General features: G+C 57.2%; 10 protein-coding genes. 3 read left to right on the top strand and 7 right to left on the bottom strand.

All coding sequences use genetic code 11. The features are described 5' to 3' along the window. Positions 1-287: 287 nt before the first annotated feature. From zorD to zorA1, 4 genes are read right to left on the bottom strand one after another with little or no spacing between them, the layout of a single operon-like run. Positions 288-3536, bottom strand: a complete 3249-nt coding sequence (gene zorD / locus CAG25_RS09850) for a type I Zorya anti-phage system protein ZorD (protein WP_085611284.1) — start codon at positions 3534-3536, stop codon at positions 288-290. Further along, a complete protein-coding gene (gene zorC, locus CAG25_RS09845) occupies positions 3536-5161 on the bottom strand; it encodes a type I Zorya anti-phage system protein ZorC (protein ID WP_085611283.1) in 1626 nt (541 codons plus the stop codon). The genes zorD and zorC overlap by 1 nt, the downstream gene beginning before the upstream one ends. Beyond that, a complete protein-coding gene (gene zorB1, locus CAG25_RS09840; protein WP_085611282.1) occupies positions 5158-5901 on the bottom strand; it encodes a type I Zorya anti-phage system protein ZorB1 in 744 nt (247 codons plus the stop codon). Before zorB1 ends, zorC begins: the two co-directional genes overlap by 4 nt. Before the next feature lie 13 nt (positions 5902-5914). After that, positions 5915-8107: a type I Zorya anti-phage system protein ZorA1 gene (gene zorA1 / locus CAG25_RS09835; protein ID WP_085611281.1), complete on the bottom strand. Its 2193-nt coding sequence runs from the start codon at positions 8105-8107 to the stop codon at positions 5915-5917. An 883-nt stretch (positions 8108-8990) separates the two neighbouring features. On the opposite strand from zorA1, the gene CAG25_RS09830 reads away from it, so the two are divergent. From CAG25_RS09830 to CAG25_RS09820, 3 genes are read left to right on the top strand one after another with little or no spacing between them, the layout of a single operon-like run. Next, entirely contained in the window at positions 8991-10385 is a 1395-nt protein-coding gene (locus CAG25_RS09830; protein ID WP_256575333.1) for a DUF726 domain-containing protein, read from the top strand. A 46-nt stretch (positions 10386-10431) separates the two neighbouring features. Then, on the top strand, positions 10432-12621 hold the full coding sequence (locus CAG25_RS09825) for a hypothetical protein (protein WP_085611279.1): 2190 nt from the start codon (positions 10432-10434) through the stop codon (positions 12619-12621). 11 nt (positions 12622-12632) lie between these two features. Beyond that, complete coding sequence (locus CAG25_RS09820; protein ID WP_085611278.1) at positions 12633-14339, top strand: LeoA/HP0731 family dynamin-like GTPase; 1707 nt, start codon at positions 12633-12635, stop codon at positions 14337-14339. A gap of 155 nt (positions 14340-14494) precedes the next feature. On the opposite strand, the gene CAG25_RS09810 is transcribed toward CAG25_RS09820, so the two are convergent. The 3 genes from CAG25_RS09810 to CAG25_RS09800 are packed head-to-tail and all read right to left on the bottom strand — an operon-like array spanning position 14495 to position 18522. Next, positions 14495-15145, bottom strand: coding sequence for an OmpA family protein (locus tag CAG25_RS09810; protein ID WP_085611276.1), 651 nt, complete (start codon positions 15143-15145; stop codon positions 14495-14497). A 12-nt stretch (positions 15146-15157) separates the two neighbouring features. Further along, positions 15158-17371: a hypothetical protein gene (locus CAG25_RS09805; RefSeq protein ID WP_085611275.1), complete on the bottom strand. Its 2214-nt coding sequence runs from the start codon at positions 17369-17371 to the stop codon at positions 15158-15160. Beyond that, positions 17368-18522: a hypothetical protein gene (locus tag CAG25_RS09800; RefSeq protein ID WP_085611274.1), complete on the bottom strand. Its 1155-nt coding sequence runs from the start codon at positions 18520-18522 to the stop codon at positions 17368-17370. The genes CAG25_RS09805 and CAG25_RS09800 overlap by 4 nt, the downstream gene beginning before the upstream one ends. Positions 18523-18626: the final 104 nt, after the last annotated feature.

The following is an 18626-nucleotide window of genomic DNA, read 5'->3' as shown; positions in this document are numbered from 1 at the left end:
GGCCAGTATTTCGCCCTTATTTCTAGTCTTCATCTACGACAACAGGTCAATCGTCCGGAAGATCGCAGTAAGAGGTGGCGGACTTGGATGCCGCGAACAGTCAGCCGCTGAGCTTCCTGCGTCAATACTGGACGTGTGCACAGGTAAGCAATCCGCTCACATTCAGATTGCACTTTGCAACCAGGCAAGTATTACTTCGCCATTTTTTGACCATTTACGAAGCTGAAGATGAACTGACCTGTACCCATAATTGGCATATCGCCCAGTACTGTTTTTCTCAGGCTGGCTCAGCACGCTTTCAGCACCCCATCAAAATCCGAAGCCTGAAGCTCCGAAGTGCCACTCAACATATCTCGCGCCAACGCTCTCCGTTTACTCAGCAACTCATCCAGTGTCGCCTCAAATGTCGGCATCGCCGCATCACGAACTGTCGGATAGTAAACATACACATCCTTCTCCTGCCCAATCCGATAAGCCCGATCCGTCGCTTGATCTTCCTTGGCCGGGTTCCAGCAACGCGTGAAGTGAATGACGTGGTTGGCGGCCTGCACGTTCACCCCGAATCCAACAGCGATAGTGGACAGGATAATGACGGCGAAACCTGGCAGCTCCTGAAATTGGTCGATCAGCCTCTGCCGACTATTGGCGCTCTGACTGCTGGTACTGGTATCGCCATTGATCACAGTCGCCCGAAACCCGAAATGCTGCTGAATCGCGTGCTGCAATTCACGCTGAATATCACGCAGCTCGGTAAAGACGATGACCTTGTCGCCGTTGCCGGCCCTTTTGATGGACTCGAGCGTCTGCATCAACCATTGCAGCTTCGGCGAGTTGTCACGCAACCGCGTATCTGGCTGAACGTTGTAAGGATGGGCACAAATCAGCTTGAGCTTGTGCAGCAACCCAAGCATGCCAGAGGTCTTTTGATCGAGCTGTTCTTCGATCTGCTGCTTCTGGCTGTATGCCGATATTTCGGACAGGTACAGATTCCGCTGCAAAGCATGCATGCCAAGTGAACGACATGCTGCGTCTTCGATTTTGGCAGGCAGATCCTTGGCAATGTCTTGCTTGGTACGGCGCAACGTCTGCGGATCGATAAGCCCACGCAGGCGATCCAGGGCAACCGTGTCACGCTCCAGCGCAGCTTCGATTGGGCGCTGATATTCGCGACCGAACTGGTTCAACCCGCCCAGGAATCCTGGCTGAATGAAGTCAAACAGACACCAGAGATCGATCAGGGTGTTCTCAACAGGCGTACCGGTGCACGCCACTCGAAATCTTGCCGGAATGGCTTTGATCGCCTGAGTCACCAGTGCAGCAGGGTTCTTCAGCTTCTGAGCCTCGTCACACACGACGATGGACCATTGCTGGCGCGCCAGAGAGAACTCCTGATCACGTAGTGTTTCGTAAGTCGTCAGGACTATTCGAGCGTCGCCCATCCAACCTGGACGCAGCAAGTTCTTGATGCCTTTGGCTTTCAAGTCCGCAGGGATTTCTTCTTTCTTGAACTTCACTGCACTCAAGGCTGAGCCATACAGCTTCAACACAGGCAGTGCGTCAGCAAAGAAGAACCGGTGAAGCTCTCGCTCCCAGTTATCGAGCAATGAGACCGGAGCGACGATCAGTGTTGGCTGATCCTGTGGGTACTGCTCCAGGTACCAGACGAGAAAGGTGAGCAGTTGGATCGTTTTCCCAAGCCCCATGTCATCAGCGAGCAAGCAACCCGACACGTCCGAAGGGGACAAGCGGAACAAATGCTGCAACCACGCCACACCTTGAAGCTGATGCTCGCGCAGGACGACTTCTGGCTTAAGCAGGCCAGGCAACTCTGGCGTTGCATCCAATGCGGCGCGTAACGCTGCTTGACGCACTTGAATGTAGGTCGGCTCATCAATGTTATGGCCGATTTGGAGTACGGCGCGCCCAACTTTTTCCAGTTGCTCAACCTGGCTGGTCTCGACAGGTGCAATCTTCTTCGACCAAGCATCAAAAAGTTGCTCGGCAGCGGCAATCGAGAGTGGCGTTTCGGACTCTGGCAAAAAGACCGTTTCATCACCGGCCGCGCGAGCTTCGTCCAGCCGCTGCTCAAACGCTTCAAATTGAGTGCGGTCGGAGGGATCCCAACGCCCAAGGATTTCTGCGTCGATGCCAAGTGCCGCTACATCCTTAGGCAACCAGTTCTCGGTCGCCTCTTTTACCAGGAAAGGCGAAGTGATTCTTTCCGCTTCCCCAATGCCAGTCACACGGTCGCCGTAGAGGGACAGGTCGAGGACAGAGTCAAACTCGATACCAGCCGCCTCGTTTTGCCAACGTTTAAGCAGGTCATTGATACCTGCCAACTGGCGCAAATCAAAATCGCTGAGTTCAAGCTCATAGCCCTGCCAGAAGCCAGCAGGCATGCCAGCGGCCACCTTCAGTTGCAACTGATTGACGAGCGGCGCGAGTTCATGGGCCGCTTTGAACTCAATCTCGATGGGGGCTTGCGGTGTTGGCGAGATCGGCTCGAGCGTGAGTTTTACCTGCTCGATGCGCTGCCCTGCTCCATCCAGCTTGGCCTCCAGATGAAAGCGGTGAAAGAAAATACCAGCCTCGGCAAGCTCGTCTTCATATGTCTCGGCATCCAGCACGTGGGCGGCACTTTCGCCGAGTGTGCTGTAGGGGTTACGGACGAATGAAAGGGCATTGTCGCCAGCGACCCGACGTCCGGGTAACGAGCGTACATAGTCCAACACTGATTTGACTTCAGGCTCAATCAGGACGTGGGTCAGCGATCCATCATCACCAGTTACCCGATATCGATCCTGAACCTGCTTGGCACCGTCAAAACTCTCAAGCCAGTTGTCCGGCTGGCCTTCGAAGCTTGGTTGCAGCTCGATAACCGGTGTGTCGCCCAAGGTCGACTTTCGCGGGTTAAGTCGAAGTTTTTCGGGTTTGATAACGACGGTCTTGTCCAGAAAGCCATCCATGCCAGCACCAGCCTTGCGCGCCAGCTTCCTGATGCTGGCCCAGCCGATCTGGTTGGTTACCTCACCTGGCTCATTTTGCTGTGCCAGGTAAAGCTGTCGTACTGCACCGGTCAGTTTCCAAGACGCCTCAAGCAGAATCTCCGTGTTTCCCTGATACTGAACGATGGCCCCCGTTCGCTGCACCTGCACATTGGCATTGGACTGCGGATCACGCCACCCACTGATAGAGACTTTGAAATCCCCGGAGGCAAGGCTGCCTTGACTGCTCAATTGAGGGATGAGGGCCGTCTGTGGCGGCAATCCCAGTAGCGGCAAGCTTGTTACGTGCTCTGGATCATCCAGCAGTCGGTAGAGCTCATCCCATGTCAACAGCCAGCGATCACTCAGTTGGGAGACGAACTCCTCCTCTTCCAGCTGATCAAGATAACTCGCTAACGACCAGGATTCCGTGCTCTCCGCCAAGCTTAGGGGATAACAGATGCCCTGCTCCTCAATGGAAAAATCCGGCTCAAAATTTTCAACTGCCAAATTCGGTTGCAGGCCAATGCCTTTCAGGAAGCGCTTAAACATTACTCTCTCCAGAACCGAAGTGGCTGGTGATTCTCCGCCTTAAAGCCCAATCGCCGTAGAGCGATGATGGCAGCCTGATCGTTTTCCTCCAGCTGAATATGGATTGCGCCGCCCTGTGCGCGCCGATCATGTAGCGTATGTTTTACTGACTTCATGGATTCACGAACCTGATAGTCAAACGACAGTAGTCTCGGCGTGGCAGGCTCTAAGTCTTGGCTTTGAATACGAATGCCCAGTCGCTCCAGAGTGTCATCGAACTTACTCAGCCAGCCCTCAACGCGATCTGGGCGGCTCGGTGCCGGGAAGTGACGCATCCACTCCACCACACGATTGCGCTGCTTAATTTCGGTAGCGAGCTCAAGATGGGACTTGTCTGGATCAAAGGGTGATTTGTCTGCCTGATATACATAGCAGGCACCCATTCCCGAAAACTCAACGAAAAAGTAGTTGCCGATCTGCATGACTACAGCATTGTTATGACCAGCTGCGCCTATCAGCCGGCCTAGGCGTCCTTTGTTCTTCTCGCGGAAATGGACAAAGTCTCGACCGTTGTTATTCCATGCATCCGAACCCATGACGATTCGGGTGTAGCTCATCTGGTTGGCAAACCGCAGCCAGTAGAAAAGGCGTGACTGATCAACGTCATCATCGCCCTTCAGCAGGTTGAAGAAGTGTTCCAGGTCCTCCTTCGCAAACCACGCCACGACCATCGCACAAACATCTTTTTCAACATACTGCAGCCAGCTGTTTTGCCTCGAGCGGATTTGTGGGCTGCCCCAATTGTCGAGCGCGAGCTGCTTGAGCAGCGACGATGGCTTCTCCCGATAAGCTGCCAAGTGGTAACGCGACAGGCATGCACTCAGAATGTCGTTCATGTACCGCGGGTGCTGCCGGCCGATGTCGACCAGGTTGGCCAAGCGCTCAGAAAACTCGGCATCATCCAGCATGAAAATACGAGAAATCAGTACGCTGAAGATCCTGCGCCATAGCCAACTGTTGTCAGGGATCTGCGCAATCGTCTGCAATGCCGAAAGGTCACTGATCTCGCCCTTGAACATCTGGTCACCCAGCTTGGCACCTGCCTGCTCGGAGAAAAGCTCCTGATGTTGCTGAACGATCTGCACCCACTCCTTCTCGCGCTTCTGCTGATCCCTGACGCATTCGAAACCGAGCTGAACGTCTTCGCGCAACAGGCACCAATTGGCGTTCTGAGCAGGCGTAGCGGCGTCATACCCAAAGTAGCTGAAACACAGCGCCAGCCAATCCCGGCGGCTCAGCCTTCGATTTTCGATACGCTGATGGACTTCTTCGTGCACCCGGGCGTAAAGCTGCTCATCGTCCAGTATCGGCCCGACTCGCTCACTCTTGTCTGAAAGGCCGGCGAAGACCAAGCGCCATTCCGAGGTGTTGAGTGGCAATACATTGCGAAACTTGCTTATCGCAGCACGACGCTTTTCTTCGGGTGGCGGCAAAGCCTTTTCAGCGCGCTCGAATCGCTCGTAAAGATCGACTCCCGCAGCTACCAGACGGGGGAATCGCTCCAACAGTTCAGGGGCCTGTCCCGTGCGATGTGCTGACAGACTGTGGCTAATTGCGGCGGAAAGCCTAGCGATTGAGCTGGTCATCGATTCATCGCCAACTGACATTTTTCCAGATCAGTGTTAGAGAAGACCGGCACATCTGGCTTGAGATTGCCTTCCTTCTCCTTTAAGCCGAAGAACTGCATACGCAACTCCACTCGCCGGCTTTCTTCCTTGGTGTCCTTTGCATTGTTGAAAGACACTCCACCCGCCAGAAACATCGATCTGATTTGCTGCTGGTGCTCCGGCGACAATCCGACCTGGAGCGGGCTGCGACTATCGAGAAGGCTGCACATCACCCATTCCGAACGCTGCAATGAAAGGTGCAAGTTGTAAAGGTAGGAACCGTCGGTGTCGGTCGATCCCTCGATCACAACCTGTTTGAACCACTTACGTCCCTCTTCACTGTTAGCTGCATCCAGAATCATCGGCACGACCTCCTGCAGTGCCGATTGGCCGTCATTGCTCAGCGCATACTGGTTATGCCCAAAGCGGCCAGAATCGCCAAAGCTGATCCGGTTGTCTTTGCAGTCCACGATGATGGTCTTAGTGGCAGTCTTCGCCTTGAGGCTCAGGTGCTCGCAAATCTGACTGATGTCCTTGCTACGCTGCTTCTCCCCCTGTTCCGCTTGGTTGATACGCTGCGTCACAGAACTCAAAGCCGCCACCATGACCACGAGAAACAGAATCATCATTGCGGTCATCAAATCCGCGAAAGAGATCCAGAAAGGCTTCTCTCCCTCGTCTTTTGAACGGGTAGCCGAAGGCATTTGCTTACCAAACATCGACTAGCCTCCGTTACCGCTTGATGCGTTCCATGATGTCGCCGAAGTCTTCTAGACTTTCCTTGACCCCTTCCACTCCACCAGCAAGGCTCTTGACTGCTTTGTCGAGCTCGGTATCAAGGCTTCCCAGGGTTTGTCTCAATACCCGATCCATGCCATCACCAAATTCCTTGAAGCCGTTACCCAGCACACCACTGATGTTTTCAAGGTATTCATACACTTCACGGTTAAGCGCCTGCATCCGCTCGCTCTGAACCTTCAGGTCCTGGAGATATTGGCTGCGACCGCTGGCTTCCCCTTGGGCACTGGCAACCACCCCTTCTATGACCGCGAGCGTTTTCGCTAACGCTTCACGATTGTTCCGGTAGTCCGCAACAACGGTATTCAGCTCACGCGATGCCTGCGCAAGCTCAGCCCCTGCGCCCTGAACTGTACCCATCAGTCCCGCAGTCGACTCACTGGCTCGTGCAACGCTTTGTCCAGCAGTTTCAAACCGCTCAGAAGCCGCCCGCATCTTGTCTGCACCCAGCTGCATACTTTGCAGATGCTGCTCAGTCTGGGCACTCAACGCATTGACGGTGTCCTGGGCCGATTTCTGTTGCTCGGAAACTGTTTGCAGCAACGCCTTGACCTGCTCATCGAGGCCACCAACCAGGTCGCGGGTACCTTGGTGCAGATCAGCCTGTGCGGCACGGGTGGATTGATCCATCTGCTGCTGACCATGCTCCAATTGCTTGAAGACTGCCGAGAGCTGCTCACCCAGCACCTCAACGGAACCCGCAATCTTGGCCATGGTTTCCTGTTGGCCTTGGCCGATACTCTGCTTTATCGACTCGACAAAAGTCTGGAGATTCTCAGCCATTGCCTGTTGGCGAGCCTCGCTTTGAGCGAACAGCTTCTCCATTTGCTCCGCCATTCGAGCACCAGCCCCCTCCCCTTCGTTGCCGATGCGGGCAACCGAAGCCTGAAGATTGGCGAGCATCTCGTTCATTCCCGCTTGCATGGCGTTTTGTCCGGCCTGCATGTCGGACAGAAGCTGGGCAATCATGGTCGCACTGCTTTGATTCGATGATTCGCTATTCGACCGCATATCCTGAATCAGCGTCGAGAATCCTTGCTGCATCGACTGCATGGCAGCAACAGACTGGCCCATCAACTCGTGCAGGCCATTGAACTGTTGGCCGAACGTACCTTCCAGCTTGTTCATGAAAGCAACCAGAACATCCTGAAGCAGGTTCTGGACCTGCCCGGACTGATCGCCACTGGCGGCCTGCACCGCCCCCGCGATAGCTTCAAGTGGCGACTTGAGGCTGTTCTCGATTGCGCCGCTCACCTGATCGGCCAACAGCTGCCCAGAGTCACGGTACGTCGTCGACAAGGTATCTGCCAATTTGAGGCTTTCACGGACCTGAGTATCAACGAGGTTCTGCAGCATTTCCCGCAGATCGGTAACCAGGCTGTCCTTCAACTGACGGGTTTGTACCGAGCTTTCAGCGCTTGATCGCACCAGCTCGGCCAGGTATTCCTCACCGACACCACTGTCGAAGAGACCGTCGATGGTTTCGTTGAAGGACTCAAGGAGCCTATAGCATTGGCCTAGACGCCACTTTTCAGTGATCGTTACCCCTATAGAGGCCATGATTGAAATAAAGGAGCCGATGAACGCAAACAACACGTCCTTGAGCAACTTATCGACGCTGGCATTTACCTGCTCAGGGGTGCTTGGATCAAAATGCTGTAGGCCTAGCATCAAGCCGAAGAATGTACCGACAATACCGATGCCGGTCAGAATACCAGGCAGGTGTTTATAAAACTCGGTTCCCAGCGGGGTATCAACCACACCCTGAGGTGAGAAAAAATGCGCCGCCCCTGCGGTGGCGCGCGACCTGACAAGTACCTGCTCCCCTTCCAGAAACTCAAACTGGTCATGCAGCGTTTCGGCGTACTCGCGCCAAGAGTGCTCAAGCTTGCTTCCGGTAAACAGTCGATCCAATTCAGATCGGCGCTGAGGCGGGGCGAGCGCTTTCACACCATGCACGCGTTTAGTCAGCCTTTTCAGCTGGCTGCTAAGTTTGAAGGATCTCCAAAAATAACGGACGAAGTACCAAGCACATAAAATAAAAACGAAGCCAACTACTGTTATTGGTGCGATCAACTGCTCGGAGCTTGCTGCACCCCATAGATGCAACAGCGTGGAAAAATCCATACCTTCCGCCTTCAATTAAGCAATTTTTTAATGTTCGGGACGCCAGCAACACCCACATTGATGCGTCAATCGCCAATCCGCTGACGATCGATAACAGCACCTTGCACGGCACGCGTTTTTCAGGGCACAACAAATTCGGAATGGAAGCGCGGTAGTTTCACTACGACTGATCAGAAACCTTCCGTGGACAAGCGTTAGAAAATCATGTCCTTATGCCATCACCTTAGCCTGAGCCTTGACCTTCGTAAAGCTGGACGCGATCAATGGGGCCCTGATCTGAGAGACCCTAAAGGCTTGTTAGTGCTCCGCGAACACTGTAATGAGACACCAAATCCGCTCTACCCCATCTGCGACTTGATCAGTGTTGAAAACTAGCCCCTGAAGCTGCCATCGCCAAGGCTCGACGTGCGCACAGGTCAACAATTAAAGCAGGTCTCCCTGACAACTCTGCGTCAGAATCGTAGGCTCGCTGAAACGACTGCTACTACACGGATATCCTCCCTCCCTTTAAACCGATAAGCCAAAGCCTTGGTATTCCAAAATTAGACCATTAACCCAGATTACCAAGGTCCGTAACCAGGGCCACTTTTCCTGACAGTTTATTGCTCATGTTTGAAAGTCAATCTGCGTTGAGAGGTTTATCGATGCACCTCTCTAAAGCTGCGAATTACACAGAAAAACCACACAAAAGCTATTTCTGTATCCACTGAACTGGACAATTCCCCGCTGCAATGTGGACGAAAGGATAGGCTGGCAGTTTGCCACCCAGCCTGACATGCTAAGCCCCTGTGGATCGCGCCCTCGCACGGAGCTCTCGCCCTTGAAACCCCAGCACTTCAGCTTCACCACCCAATCCTTCAACAGCACTGCCACGACCGCCAACGTGTTTATCCACGGTTACTCCGCGGGTCACAACTTCACCGACCGGGCGCTGCTGGTCAGCCAGATTCCGCCGACCCTGAATACCGACATCAACCTGCTGATGTTCTGGGAGTCCAGCCACTTCGGTTCAATCGGCAAGCTTTCGCGCAATGTCATCTTCGGCGCCTCGCGCCTGCACCCCGCAGCATCGCTGGCGGCGTTTGCCGGGGACAGGGCCGTGCATTTCGCGATGTCCCGCAAACGCGCGAATCTCGTTGGCGAAGCCCTGCTCGATGAGCTGGGGGACTACCTACTGGAGCACTATCCCTACGTCACCCACGTAAATCTTGTCGGCCACTCTTTGGGCGGACGAGTGGTGATCAGCGCGCTGCGCAAACTGGCCCAAAACCGCGATGCGTGCGACCTGGTTATCAATGACGTGCTGTTGATGGCTGCGGCTGTGGAAGTGTCGGCGAAAGAAGCGCAGGCGTTGAACGCCACCGCGAAACGTGTAATTAACGCCTACTCCAAGTCGGACGGTGTATTGCTGCTCAATGCCGATGAAAAGTGCCTGGGGCGGCATGAAGTCAAGCCCTTCGATAACGTTGAAATGACCAAATTCGGCCACCTGGATTACTGGCCGAAACTGCATGACGTGCTCATGCGCACGCAGTTTGCCGGCTTCAACGGCCAACAACTCGGCCAGCCCCAGTTGCAAGACCCAGTGCTCAACGACGTCCTGCTGTATGGCCTGCTCCAAGGCGTCCCGCAAGAGGTACTGGCCCAAGGCATCAAACACCTGAAAACCAGCAGTTGGACCAGCATCGACGAGCAACAGCCGCTGCACTCCTTCATCCGCGAAATGCAGCACCTGGGTGGCCACTGCATGGTGAATTTCGTGCGGGGCCGGGGCATTGCATACGCCGCGTTGCTGGACATGCTGGTGGAGCACTTCGACTTGGGCAACGACCGACAACGTTGCGGCGCCGTCGTGGAATTAGAGGCGCTGTTGGTTCGGCAAGTGTTCGACAACGCGTTCCCGGAAGGCCATGCCTTCAGCAGTTCGACTATTGCCGCAGTGAAGGCCATGCCTGCGGACACCTATTTCAGCCATGTCGACGCACTGGCTGAACGCTTGACCCTGGCCTCCTACGTCAAGGCATCAGCCTCTGCTCCAGAGGTGGAAACCTCCCAAACGATGACAGTCACCGGCGGGACGCTCAACATCACGCAACTGGCAAGCTGGAACATGCTGTCGGCGTTGCCCGAATTACTGGGCAAGCAGATAGCCGGCCGCTGGGTGACTAATTTCAAGACCGCGCTGAAACCCGGCTACTCGGCTTTAGTACCCGCAGTGGCTGTGGTGTTTTTTGCGCGGGTTCACTGGGGGAGCGAGCGTGGGTTCAGACACCGCTGAGGCATCCACCGCACCAAGCGCAACCAATGTCAGACAGGAAGACACCATGACTGCAGCCGAAGACCTTCCCGAAGGTCTCTATCTCAAACTCATCGAACATGTCGGCGCGCTGCTCAGCGCCCTGGGCCGCGGCGCTGACGATGCCAGCCTCGCCTCTGCCCAGGCGGATGCGCAAAACAAGCTCAAGGAGATCGAGCAGGCGCTGACCAAGGCCATCCTCGAGCTGAAGGAAAACGCCGAGCACAAGACTTTCACCGTGGCCTTCTACGGCGAAACCAACGCGGGCAAGTCGACCCTGATCGAAACCTTGCGCATCCTGCTCAAGGAAAGCACCAAGCAGGCCCAGCGCCAGCGCTTCCTCGACCTGCAACAGCAGTCGGGCCTGAGTGAGGCCGCGCTACAGGCGCTGGAAGGGGAAATCGCCTCGTTGACCTCGCGCCTGGCCCAGGCCGAGGCAGAGGTGCTCGCCGCCGACGCCCGCCACGACCAACGCCAGGTCGAGCAACAGTTGCAGGAAGAGGCCCTGCGCGCACGTATCGAAGAACAGAAACGCAACGCAAACCTGTTCCAGCGCATCCTCAACTTGCTGCGCAAGCTTCCCGAGGAAATCGCGCTGGTGCAGTTGCAGGCTGGCGCGTCGGTACTGCCCGTGCAGCGTGACGCCGAATTGACCACGCTGCGCCGGCAAAGCGAGCAACTTCAAGGGCAGCTCGGCGAGCAGAACCAGCGCCACGCCACCGCTCTCGACAGCCTGCAGCAGTTGGCCGCCTTCGAAGACGGCCGCATCATCGGCGATGGCCGCGCCGACTTCACCCGAGAAACCCAGGCCTACACCTTTGAAAGCGCTGGGCAGCAGTTCCAACTGCTCGATGTGCCCGGTATCGAGGGCGATGAAAGCAAGGTCAGCGAGCAGATCAACAAGGCGGTGAAGCGTGCCCACGCGGTGTTCTACGTCACCTCCAAAGCAGCGCCACCGCAGACAGGCGACGCCGGGCGGCCTGGCACGCTGGAGAAGATCAAGGCGCAACTGGATGCGCAGACGGAAGTGTGGACGCTATACAACAAGCGCATCACCAACCCCATCGCTCTCGACAAACCAAACCTGGTAAGTGCCGACGAACAAACCAGCCTGGACAACCTCGACCAGGTCATGGCCGGTCAGCTCAAGGGCCACTATCGCCGCAGCATGACCCTGTGTGCACTGCCCGCGTTTTACGCCGCTGCCGAATGCCTGGTACCGCGCTCAACGGCGGCGGCCAGCCGCAAGAAGTTCCTCGATGCCATGCCTGCGGACGACCTACTGACGAAGTCTGGCATCAAGCAGTTCTACCGGCACCTCACCCATGACCTGGTGACGGACGTGAAGGCCAAGATCCGCCGTTCGAACATGAACAAGGTGCAGTTGGCCGTCACCCACGTGTGCGGGGAAATCGCGGTCATCCAGCACAAACAGTTCGCGCCACTGGCCAAGAAGCTCAAAGAAGAAGCCGAGAGCGCTTGCGAGCAATTGCAGATCGCCTTCAAGTCGCTCAACAGCCGACTGGCCAACGAGGGCGAAAAGGCTATCGGTCAATTCGAAGAGAACGTGCGTAGCCGCCTTTACAAGCGCATTGAAACCAACATCAGCAACGATGATTTCAAATCCGAGCTCCAACGGGTATTCGAGAGTGAGCAAGCCTCCCTGCAAGAAAAACTGCCTGCGGTGCTCGACAAGCAAGTCGAGCGGTTCCAGAACCAGGTCAGCGATATCGTGCAGCGCTTCGAAGCTCATGCCAAAGACCTGCTCGACGGCTACTCGCAAATCGGCAAGACCCGCTTGGCCAGCGACTTCAACCTGAATGTGAACATCGATAACGGCATCAACGTAGTGGGTCTGCTCGCCACCCTGGCTGGCGGCGTGGCGTTGTTCTGGAACCCGGTAGGCTGGGTGATGATGAGCATTGGCGTGGCTACGCTGCTTATCAGCTTCGCCAAGTCGGTGTGGGGCTTCTTTGACGACGACTACAAGAAAGGCCAACAACGCAAGGCCACCGACAAGAACCTCGATCAAGCCTGCCAGGCCATCCGCGAAGGTTTCCAGAAAACCCTCAAGCAAGCGCTGCCGCCGCTGGAAGACAAGATCCAGCACATTGACAGCGTTCTGCATCAACCCGCCCGCCAGGCCACGTATATCCAGCGCAAGCTCGAAGCCGCGCATCTGGGCCTGCAAAAACTTGCCAGCGACCTCAACGCATAAGGAACTGCAACATGCATTCGACCCTTGAAAGCTTTCAACACCAGAACAACCAGGCGCTGGCACTGCTGGGCAAGCTGCAGACGTTTCTCGAACAAGGTGCCGCGCTGGGCGTCAATATCGACCCCAGCCTGTTGAGCAAGCTCGAACACGCAAGCCAGAACCTGGCCACCGAAAAGCTCAAGATCGCCCTGATCGGCGGCTTTTCCGAAGGCAAGACTTCCATCGCCGCCGCGTGGATGGAGCGCCTGGACAAGGCCAGCATGAATATCAGCCAGCAGGAGTCGTCCAACGAAGTGAAGGTCTACGACGTAGACAACAACTTCGTGCTTATCGACACCCCCGGGCTGTTCGGTTTCAAAGAGCAGTACAACGCCGACATCGATGCCATGGAGAAGTACAAGGACATCACCCGCAAGTACGTCAGCGAAGCGCACTTGGTGCTGTATGTGATGAACTCCACCAACCCGATCAAGGATAGCCACAAGGACGACCTGAACTGGCTGTTCCGCACCCTTGACTTGCTGCCGCGCACGGTGTTCGTGCTTAGCCGCTTCGACGAAGTGGCCGATGTTGAAGATGAAGACAGCTATGCCCAGCACTTGCAGGTAAAACGCAGCAACGTTGAAGCCCGTCTGCGCGAGAGCATCGCTGCCACCGACGCGGAAGTAGCAGCCTTGAGCATTGTTGCGGTCGCGGCCAACCCTTTCGACATGGGCACCGACTACTGGCTCGAACGCCTGACCAAGTTCAAGACACTGTCGCACATCGGCAACCTGCAGCAGGCCACTGCCGGGAAGATCCAGGCCAGTGGCGGACCGGTGAAAATCGTCGAGCAGGCGCGCAAGAGCGTCATCCTCGACGTCCTGCACAAGGAGTTGCCTGTAGCGGTGGAGAACGACCAGCGTCTGGGTGATGAAGTGGAGCGCCTGAGTGGAGTCAACCGTGCCCTCACTCGCCAACTCAGTGGCGCCGAGGGCCAGATAAGCGAAGTACGCACAGGCCTGCGCGAGTTCGTTGCGCGTTACTTTGCCGGGCTGATCCTGCGCACCAAGGGCCTGACCCAGGAAACCTTCCAGGAATTCTTCGAGCATGAAATAGGTCGCGACGGCGTTATGGTCAACACTCGCCTGAAGAACGAGTTTGATCGCCAGCTCAATGGTGTCAGCCAGGAGCTTTCCCGCATGCGCCTTAGCTTCGACTCGGAGATAGACCACTTCAATAGCACCGTGATCGACCTGGGCAAGCAGGGCTTGAACTACGTGGTCAAGGGCAAGTTCATCAACAACGGCAGCATCCTGGCTGCCCGTGATGGCATCGTCAGCGCGGCCAAGACGTTCGGTGTGGATCTGGGCAAAACCCTCAAGTTCCAGCCGTGGGGTGCGGTGAATCTGGCCAAGAACCTCAATGGCATTCTTTCGGTGGCTGGCTTGGCACTGGAGGCCTGGGACAGCTACGAGCGCAAGAAGCGCGAAGATCAGTTCCGCCTGGCGCTTGTCGAGATGGAGAACAACTTCAACGATCAGCGTGAAGAACTGCTGGCCCTTATCGACGCCCCAAGCTTCGAGGCCCAGTTCTTCCCGGACTATGCCTCATTGCAAAGCAATGCCGAAGACGTGCGCAATGCTATCCAGAGCCAGAACACGCTGCGTGAACAGTTCCAGCAATGGCGCCAAAGCGGGGAGTTGATCGAGGCCGAGTTCACCCGAATCGAAGGGTAAAAGGCGCGCGACCCAGCCCACCCCCAAAAAACAGCGCAATATCTGTGGGGGCGGGCTTGCCCGCGGCCACCGGCGCAGCCGGTGACATACACCGCGACGCCTTCTTCGCGGGGAAACCCGCTCCTACAGGCGTTGCGTTTATTGCTGGAGAGAGCTTATGGCTTGGCCTGCTCCGGTGTGATCCAGCGCACTTCGATACGCCGCTGCTGAGCATCCTCCGGTGCAATACCGGGGATAGGCTGTGAGTCTCCATAACCCGCCACCACTACTCGCCTTGCCGTGGCCGCATCGAGGTTGCCGATAATCAACTTGCGCGCCTCACGCGCGCGGGCGGCCGAGAGCGTGAAGTTGTCATCGTAGACCGTGCAATTGGCCTCGAAGTTGGTAACCGGGCGCAACACCGGCAGGTTGTCGGTATGGCCCTCGATGTACACCTGGGCGCCCTGGAACTGCCCCAGGAACTTCGTTACCGCCACCTCAATGCTATTGAAGGCTTCCCGGGACTGCTCAGTAATACAGGCACTACCACGGCCAAACACGCCATCACGCAGCGTCAGTTTCTGCGCGCCCAGGTCTAGCGCCACCAGGCTGGCGCCGTCAGTACTGTTCAGCGAGTCGCGCAACGCACCCAGCAACTGCTCCACCTTCTGCCGCTGGCTGGCACTGCTCTTGGCCTGCTCCTGCTGGTGCTTGATGTCCGAATAGCTCTTCTGCAACACCGCCATCACCAACAGCAGCATCACCACCGCCATTACCCCAGCCATCAGGTCGGCAATGGACACCCATTCATTCGGTTTGTCTTTCATCGCCCGTTACCTTCAATCGACCGTTTTTTGCTGCAACACCACCGGCTGCGGGCGGTCGAGAACATGAAGCTGCTCGATGATCTGACGCAACGACTGGGTGATCTCGGTGCCGGTACTGTGCTGCTGGTTGCGCTCGGCAAGGTTGCCCAGTGCTTCCAGGTGCTGCTGAATACCCTGAAGGTTACGGCCGATCATCTCCACCCGCGCCGCCAGTGCATCCACCGCAGGTTGCAGCGGGCTGCTTTGCTGCATGGCACTGAGCTGCCCGACCAGCGCCTTGATTTCATTGGCTGCCAGCTCGGCCTGTTTCGTCACCTCGTCGTAACGGCCATCGAGAGAGACCATGCGCCGGCCGCTTTCGGAAACCGCCTTGAGTCCCGAGGTGATCCGCTCTTGCAGCACTTCCACCAGGTGCGTCATGCCTTGCACTTTTTCCTGCAAGGTGTAGCTGGAACTCTCGAACGTGCTAAGCGCCGTGGCCTGCATCTTCAGCGAGCGCTCATTGGAGGACTTCATGTCATCCATGATCTCGCCGACGCTCTGCGACAGGTTGTTCACCGCAATGGAGATACCTTGCGTGGCGTCAGACAGGCTGGCAGACATTTGCTCCATATTGCCGGTGAAGCTGCTACCCATCAGCCCGATTGTCTCGCCCAAGTCCTGTTTCAGATGCCCCAGCACACCTGCGACACCTTCCTTGAAGTCGGCAATGGCTTGCTGCAGGTCACCGGCAGATTCACCGATGGTGCTCGCCGCGCTGGCCATCTGTTCGGCAGCGCCCGAAATTGCCGCCAGATTGCGTGCGTTGCTGTCGATCAAATGCTCCATGGCCTGGCGCGTAGCACGAGCGTCTTCGAGCTGCGCCTGGTTCTGCTCGCCATGCTGTTCCAACTGGGTATCGATGCCGCCCAGCGCCGTCAGCACTTGCTCGCTGGTGCCGTTCAAGGCTTGCAGCATTGGCAACACGGTGGCCAAGGTCTTGCCGGTGGCTTGCTGGGCTTGCAGCAGGTCTTTTCGAACCTTGCTGCCGGCTTGGGCTTCCAGTAGCAGGGCTTGCCCTGCCTGGCGCGTAGCACGAGCGTCTTCGAGCTGCGCCTGGTTCTGCTCGCCATGCTGTTGCAACCGGGTATCGATGCCGCCCAGCGCCGTCAGCACTTGCTCGCTGTTACCGTTCAAGGCTTGCAGTATTGGCAACGCGGTGGCCAAGGTCTTGCCGCTGGCTTGCTGGGCCTGCAGGAGATCTTGTCGAACCTTGCTGCCGGCCTGGGCTTCCTGCAGCAGGGCTTGCCCTGCCTGGTTGGCGGTCGCTTGCAGCTCTTGCAGCTTTTGCAACTGCTGGCTGCCCGCCTGCTGGCCCTTGAGCAGCGACTGGGTGCCGGCCTGCTGCTCCTGCAACAGAGCCTGCAAGGTCTGGTTACCGGTTTGCTGCTCTTGCAACAACGTTTGCAGGGTCTGGTTGCCCGCTTGTTGATCCTGCAGCGACACCTTCAACGGCTCCAGCAACGCGTCGATGCTGGAGCGGTTTTTGGTCAGTGCCTGTTGGGTCGTGGCGGTGTGGTGCTTGAACTGGCGGCTCTGCAAGTCCAGCAACTGGCGCTGGCTCTCGTTCTGGGCAGCCATGTTCTGGTCGAGGCGGGCCAAGGTGTCGAGCAGCGTCATTTGCGCCTGCTGGCGTTCCTCCTGGCGCTGCTGGCGGCTGCTGTCGAAGACATGCTTCATCTGCTTGGCGCACCAACGCAGGCGGCGTTCCTCGTAGCCGTTGCGTGCGGCGTAAAGCTTGAGCAACAGGAACGCCAGAATGCCCCAGGTCGAGGTTTTGAACTTGGTGCCCAGACCTTCCATCATGCCCATGAGGTTCTTCATGGCATCGTCCATGCCGCCACCGGCATTGGCGTCCACCAGAATGGTCGATGCCTTGTTCAGGGCGATGCCTAGGCCCAGAAAGGTGCCCAGCAAACCCAGGATCAACAGGATCCCAGGCATGTACTCGACCATCCGCTCGCCAGGGCTGGCCACCGCAGCGCTGATTTCATGCAGTGAGCCGTGCTCTACGTCCAGCTCGTCCTGGCCACCTCCCTTCCACCGGCTGGCCCAGGTCTGCTCACGTGCGCCGCGCTTCAACGCCACCACGGTCAGCAGCGAAAGCAGGCCGATCAGCCCGGCGAACAACAGCTGCAGCGGGTCGGCAGAAGGCAGCAGGAACGTCAGGATTTCTTGAAAACTCACGCAGACACCTCAACCAGGCGGGCAGCACGTTCACGGCTGGCTTCTTCGAAGATGTTGGCAAAGTCGATGATCAGGCTCTGCTCGTCTTCGGTGAGCTCCTCCCACAACTTGCCGTGTTGCGCACAGTCGATGATGATCATGCCCACCTGCTGGCTGTCCTCAAGCAGGTACGCGTCGTCGGCGAAATCTTCCGGCCCCTTTTCCAGCACCTGCAGGAAGCCCTCGGCGGCGAAAACATAGTTGCGCATTTCCTGGTTGCGTTTGCGCAGCTCGTCCATCTTCGCCTTCAGGCCTGGCAAGCGAGCCTGAATGTCGGCCAGGGCGGCCTTGTCTTCGGCAGAAGGCTCACCGAGGTTCATGCTGATTTTCAGCTGACGCTCCTGCACCTGAAGCTTGGCCACCGATTCGCTGAGGGTTTTCCAGTCCTTCTCCTGCTGCTCGAGGTTGCAACCCCAGGCCATGATCAGCTCTTCGAACACGAACGGAATCAGCTTCTTGCCGAAGCGAACCTCAATCACCTCATCCAGGCGCACCGCCTGGGCGTCGCTGATTTGCGGCTTGGCCTTGAGCAGCTCGGAGGCCACTTCAACCAGGAACAGGTCGTCGCGGTTCAAGGCTTCCAGATCCTGGGCGCGAATCAGCCGCTGTTCGGTTTCCTTGAGCAGCTTCTGCGAGGCACGCAGGCGCAGGTAGTGGTCGAAATCGGCAATGCGGTTGTTCTCCAGCACTTGCTGGATCCGCGTGCTCAACTGCGCGTACTGGGTTATCAGAGTGGCCAGGTCGAGGGCGCGGCGGGCGTCGCCGCGTACATCTTCACGGGCTTCGCGCAACACTTCCTCGTGAGTGGCCGCCTGCTCCATCTCCGCATCGTTCAGCTGGATGTCGCGCAGTGTCTTAGCCTTGGCGATGGCCCACTCGACAGCCGCCTTGACCTTCTTCGCCAACTCGCTCTTTTCCCAGTTCAGCAGGGCTTCCAGCGCCTTGTCGAACGCGCGAATGGCCAGGGCCACCCAGGGGAAGGTCGGCAGCGCAACGGTGGCCCACTCCGCGGCCACCTTGAGCGCGGGCCGGACCACATTGGCGATGAATGGCTTGACCTTGCTCCACACCTCGGTGACCTTGCCCACGAACGATTCGGCTTTGGTAGCCATCCAGTCCAAGGCATCCCTGGCTTTTTCGCGCACGGCTTCGTACGTGGAGCGCACTGTCTCTACAACGGTTGAACCCACGCTTTTGATAGCGCTCCAGCAGTCCG

It is taken from the genome of Pseudomonas sp. B16(2017), from assembly GCF_002113205.1.
GTDB lineage: Bacteria > Pseudomonadota > Gammaproteobacteria > Pseudomonadales > Pseudomonadaceae > Aquipseudomonas > Aquipseudomonas pharyngis.
This window is presented reverse-complemented; position numbering and strand designations above follow the sequence as displayed.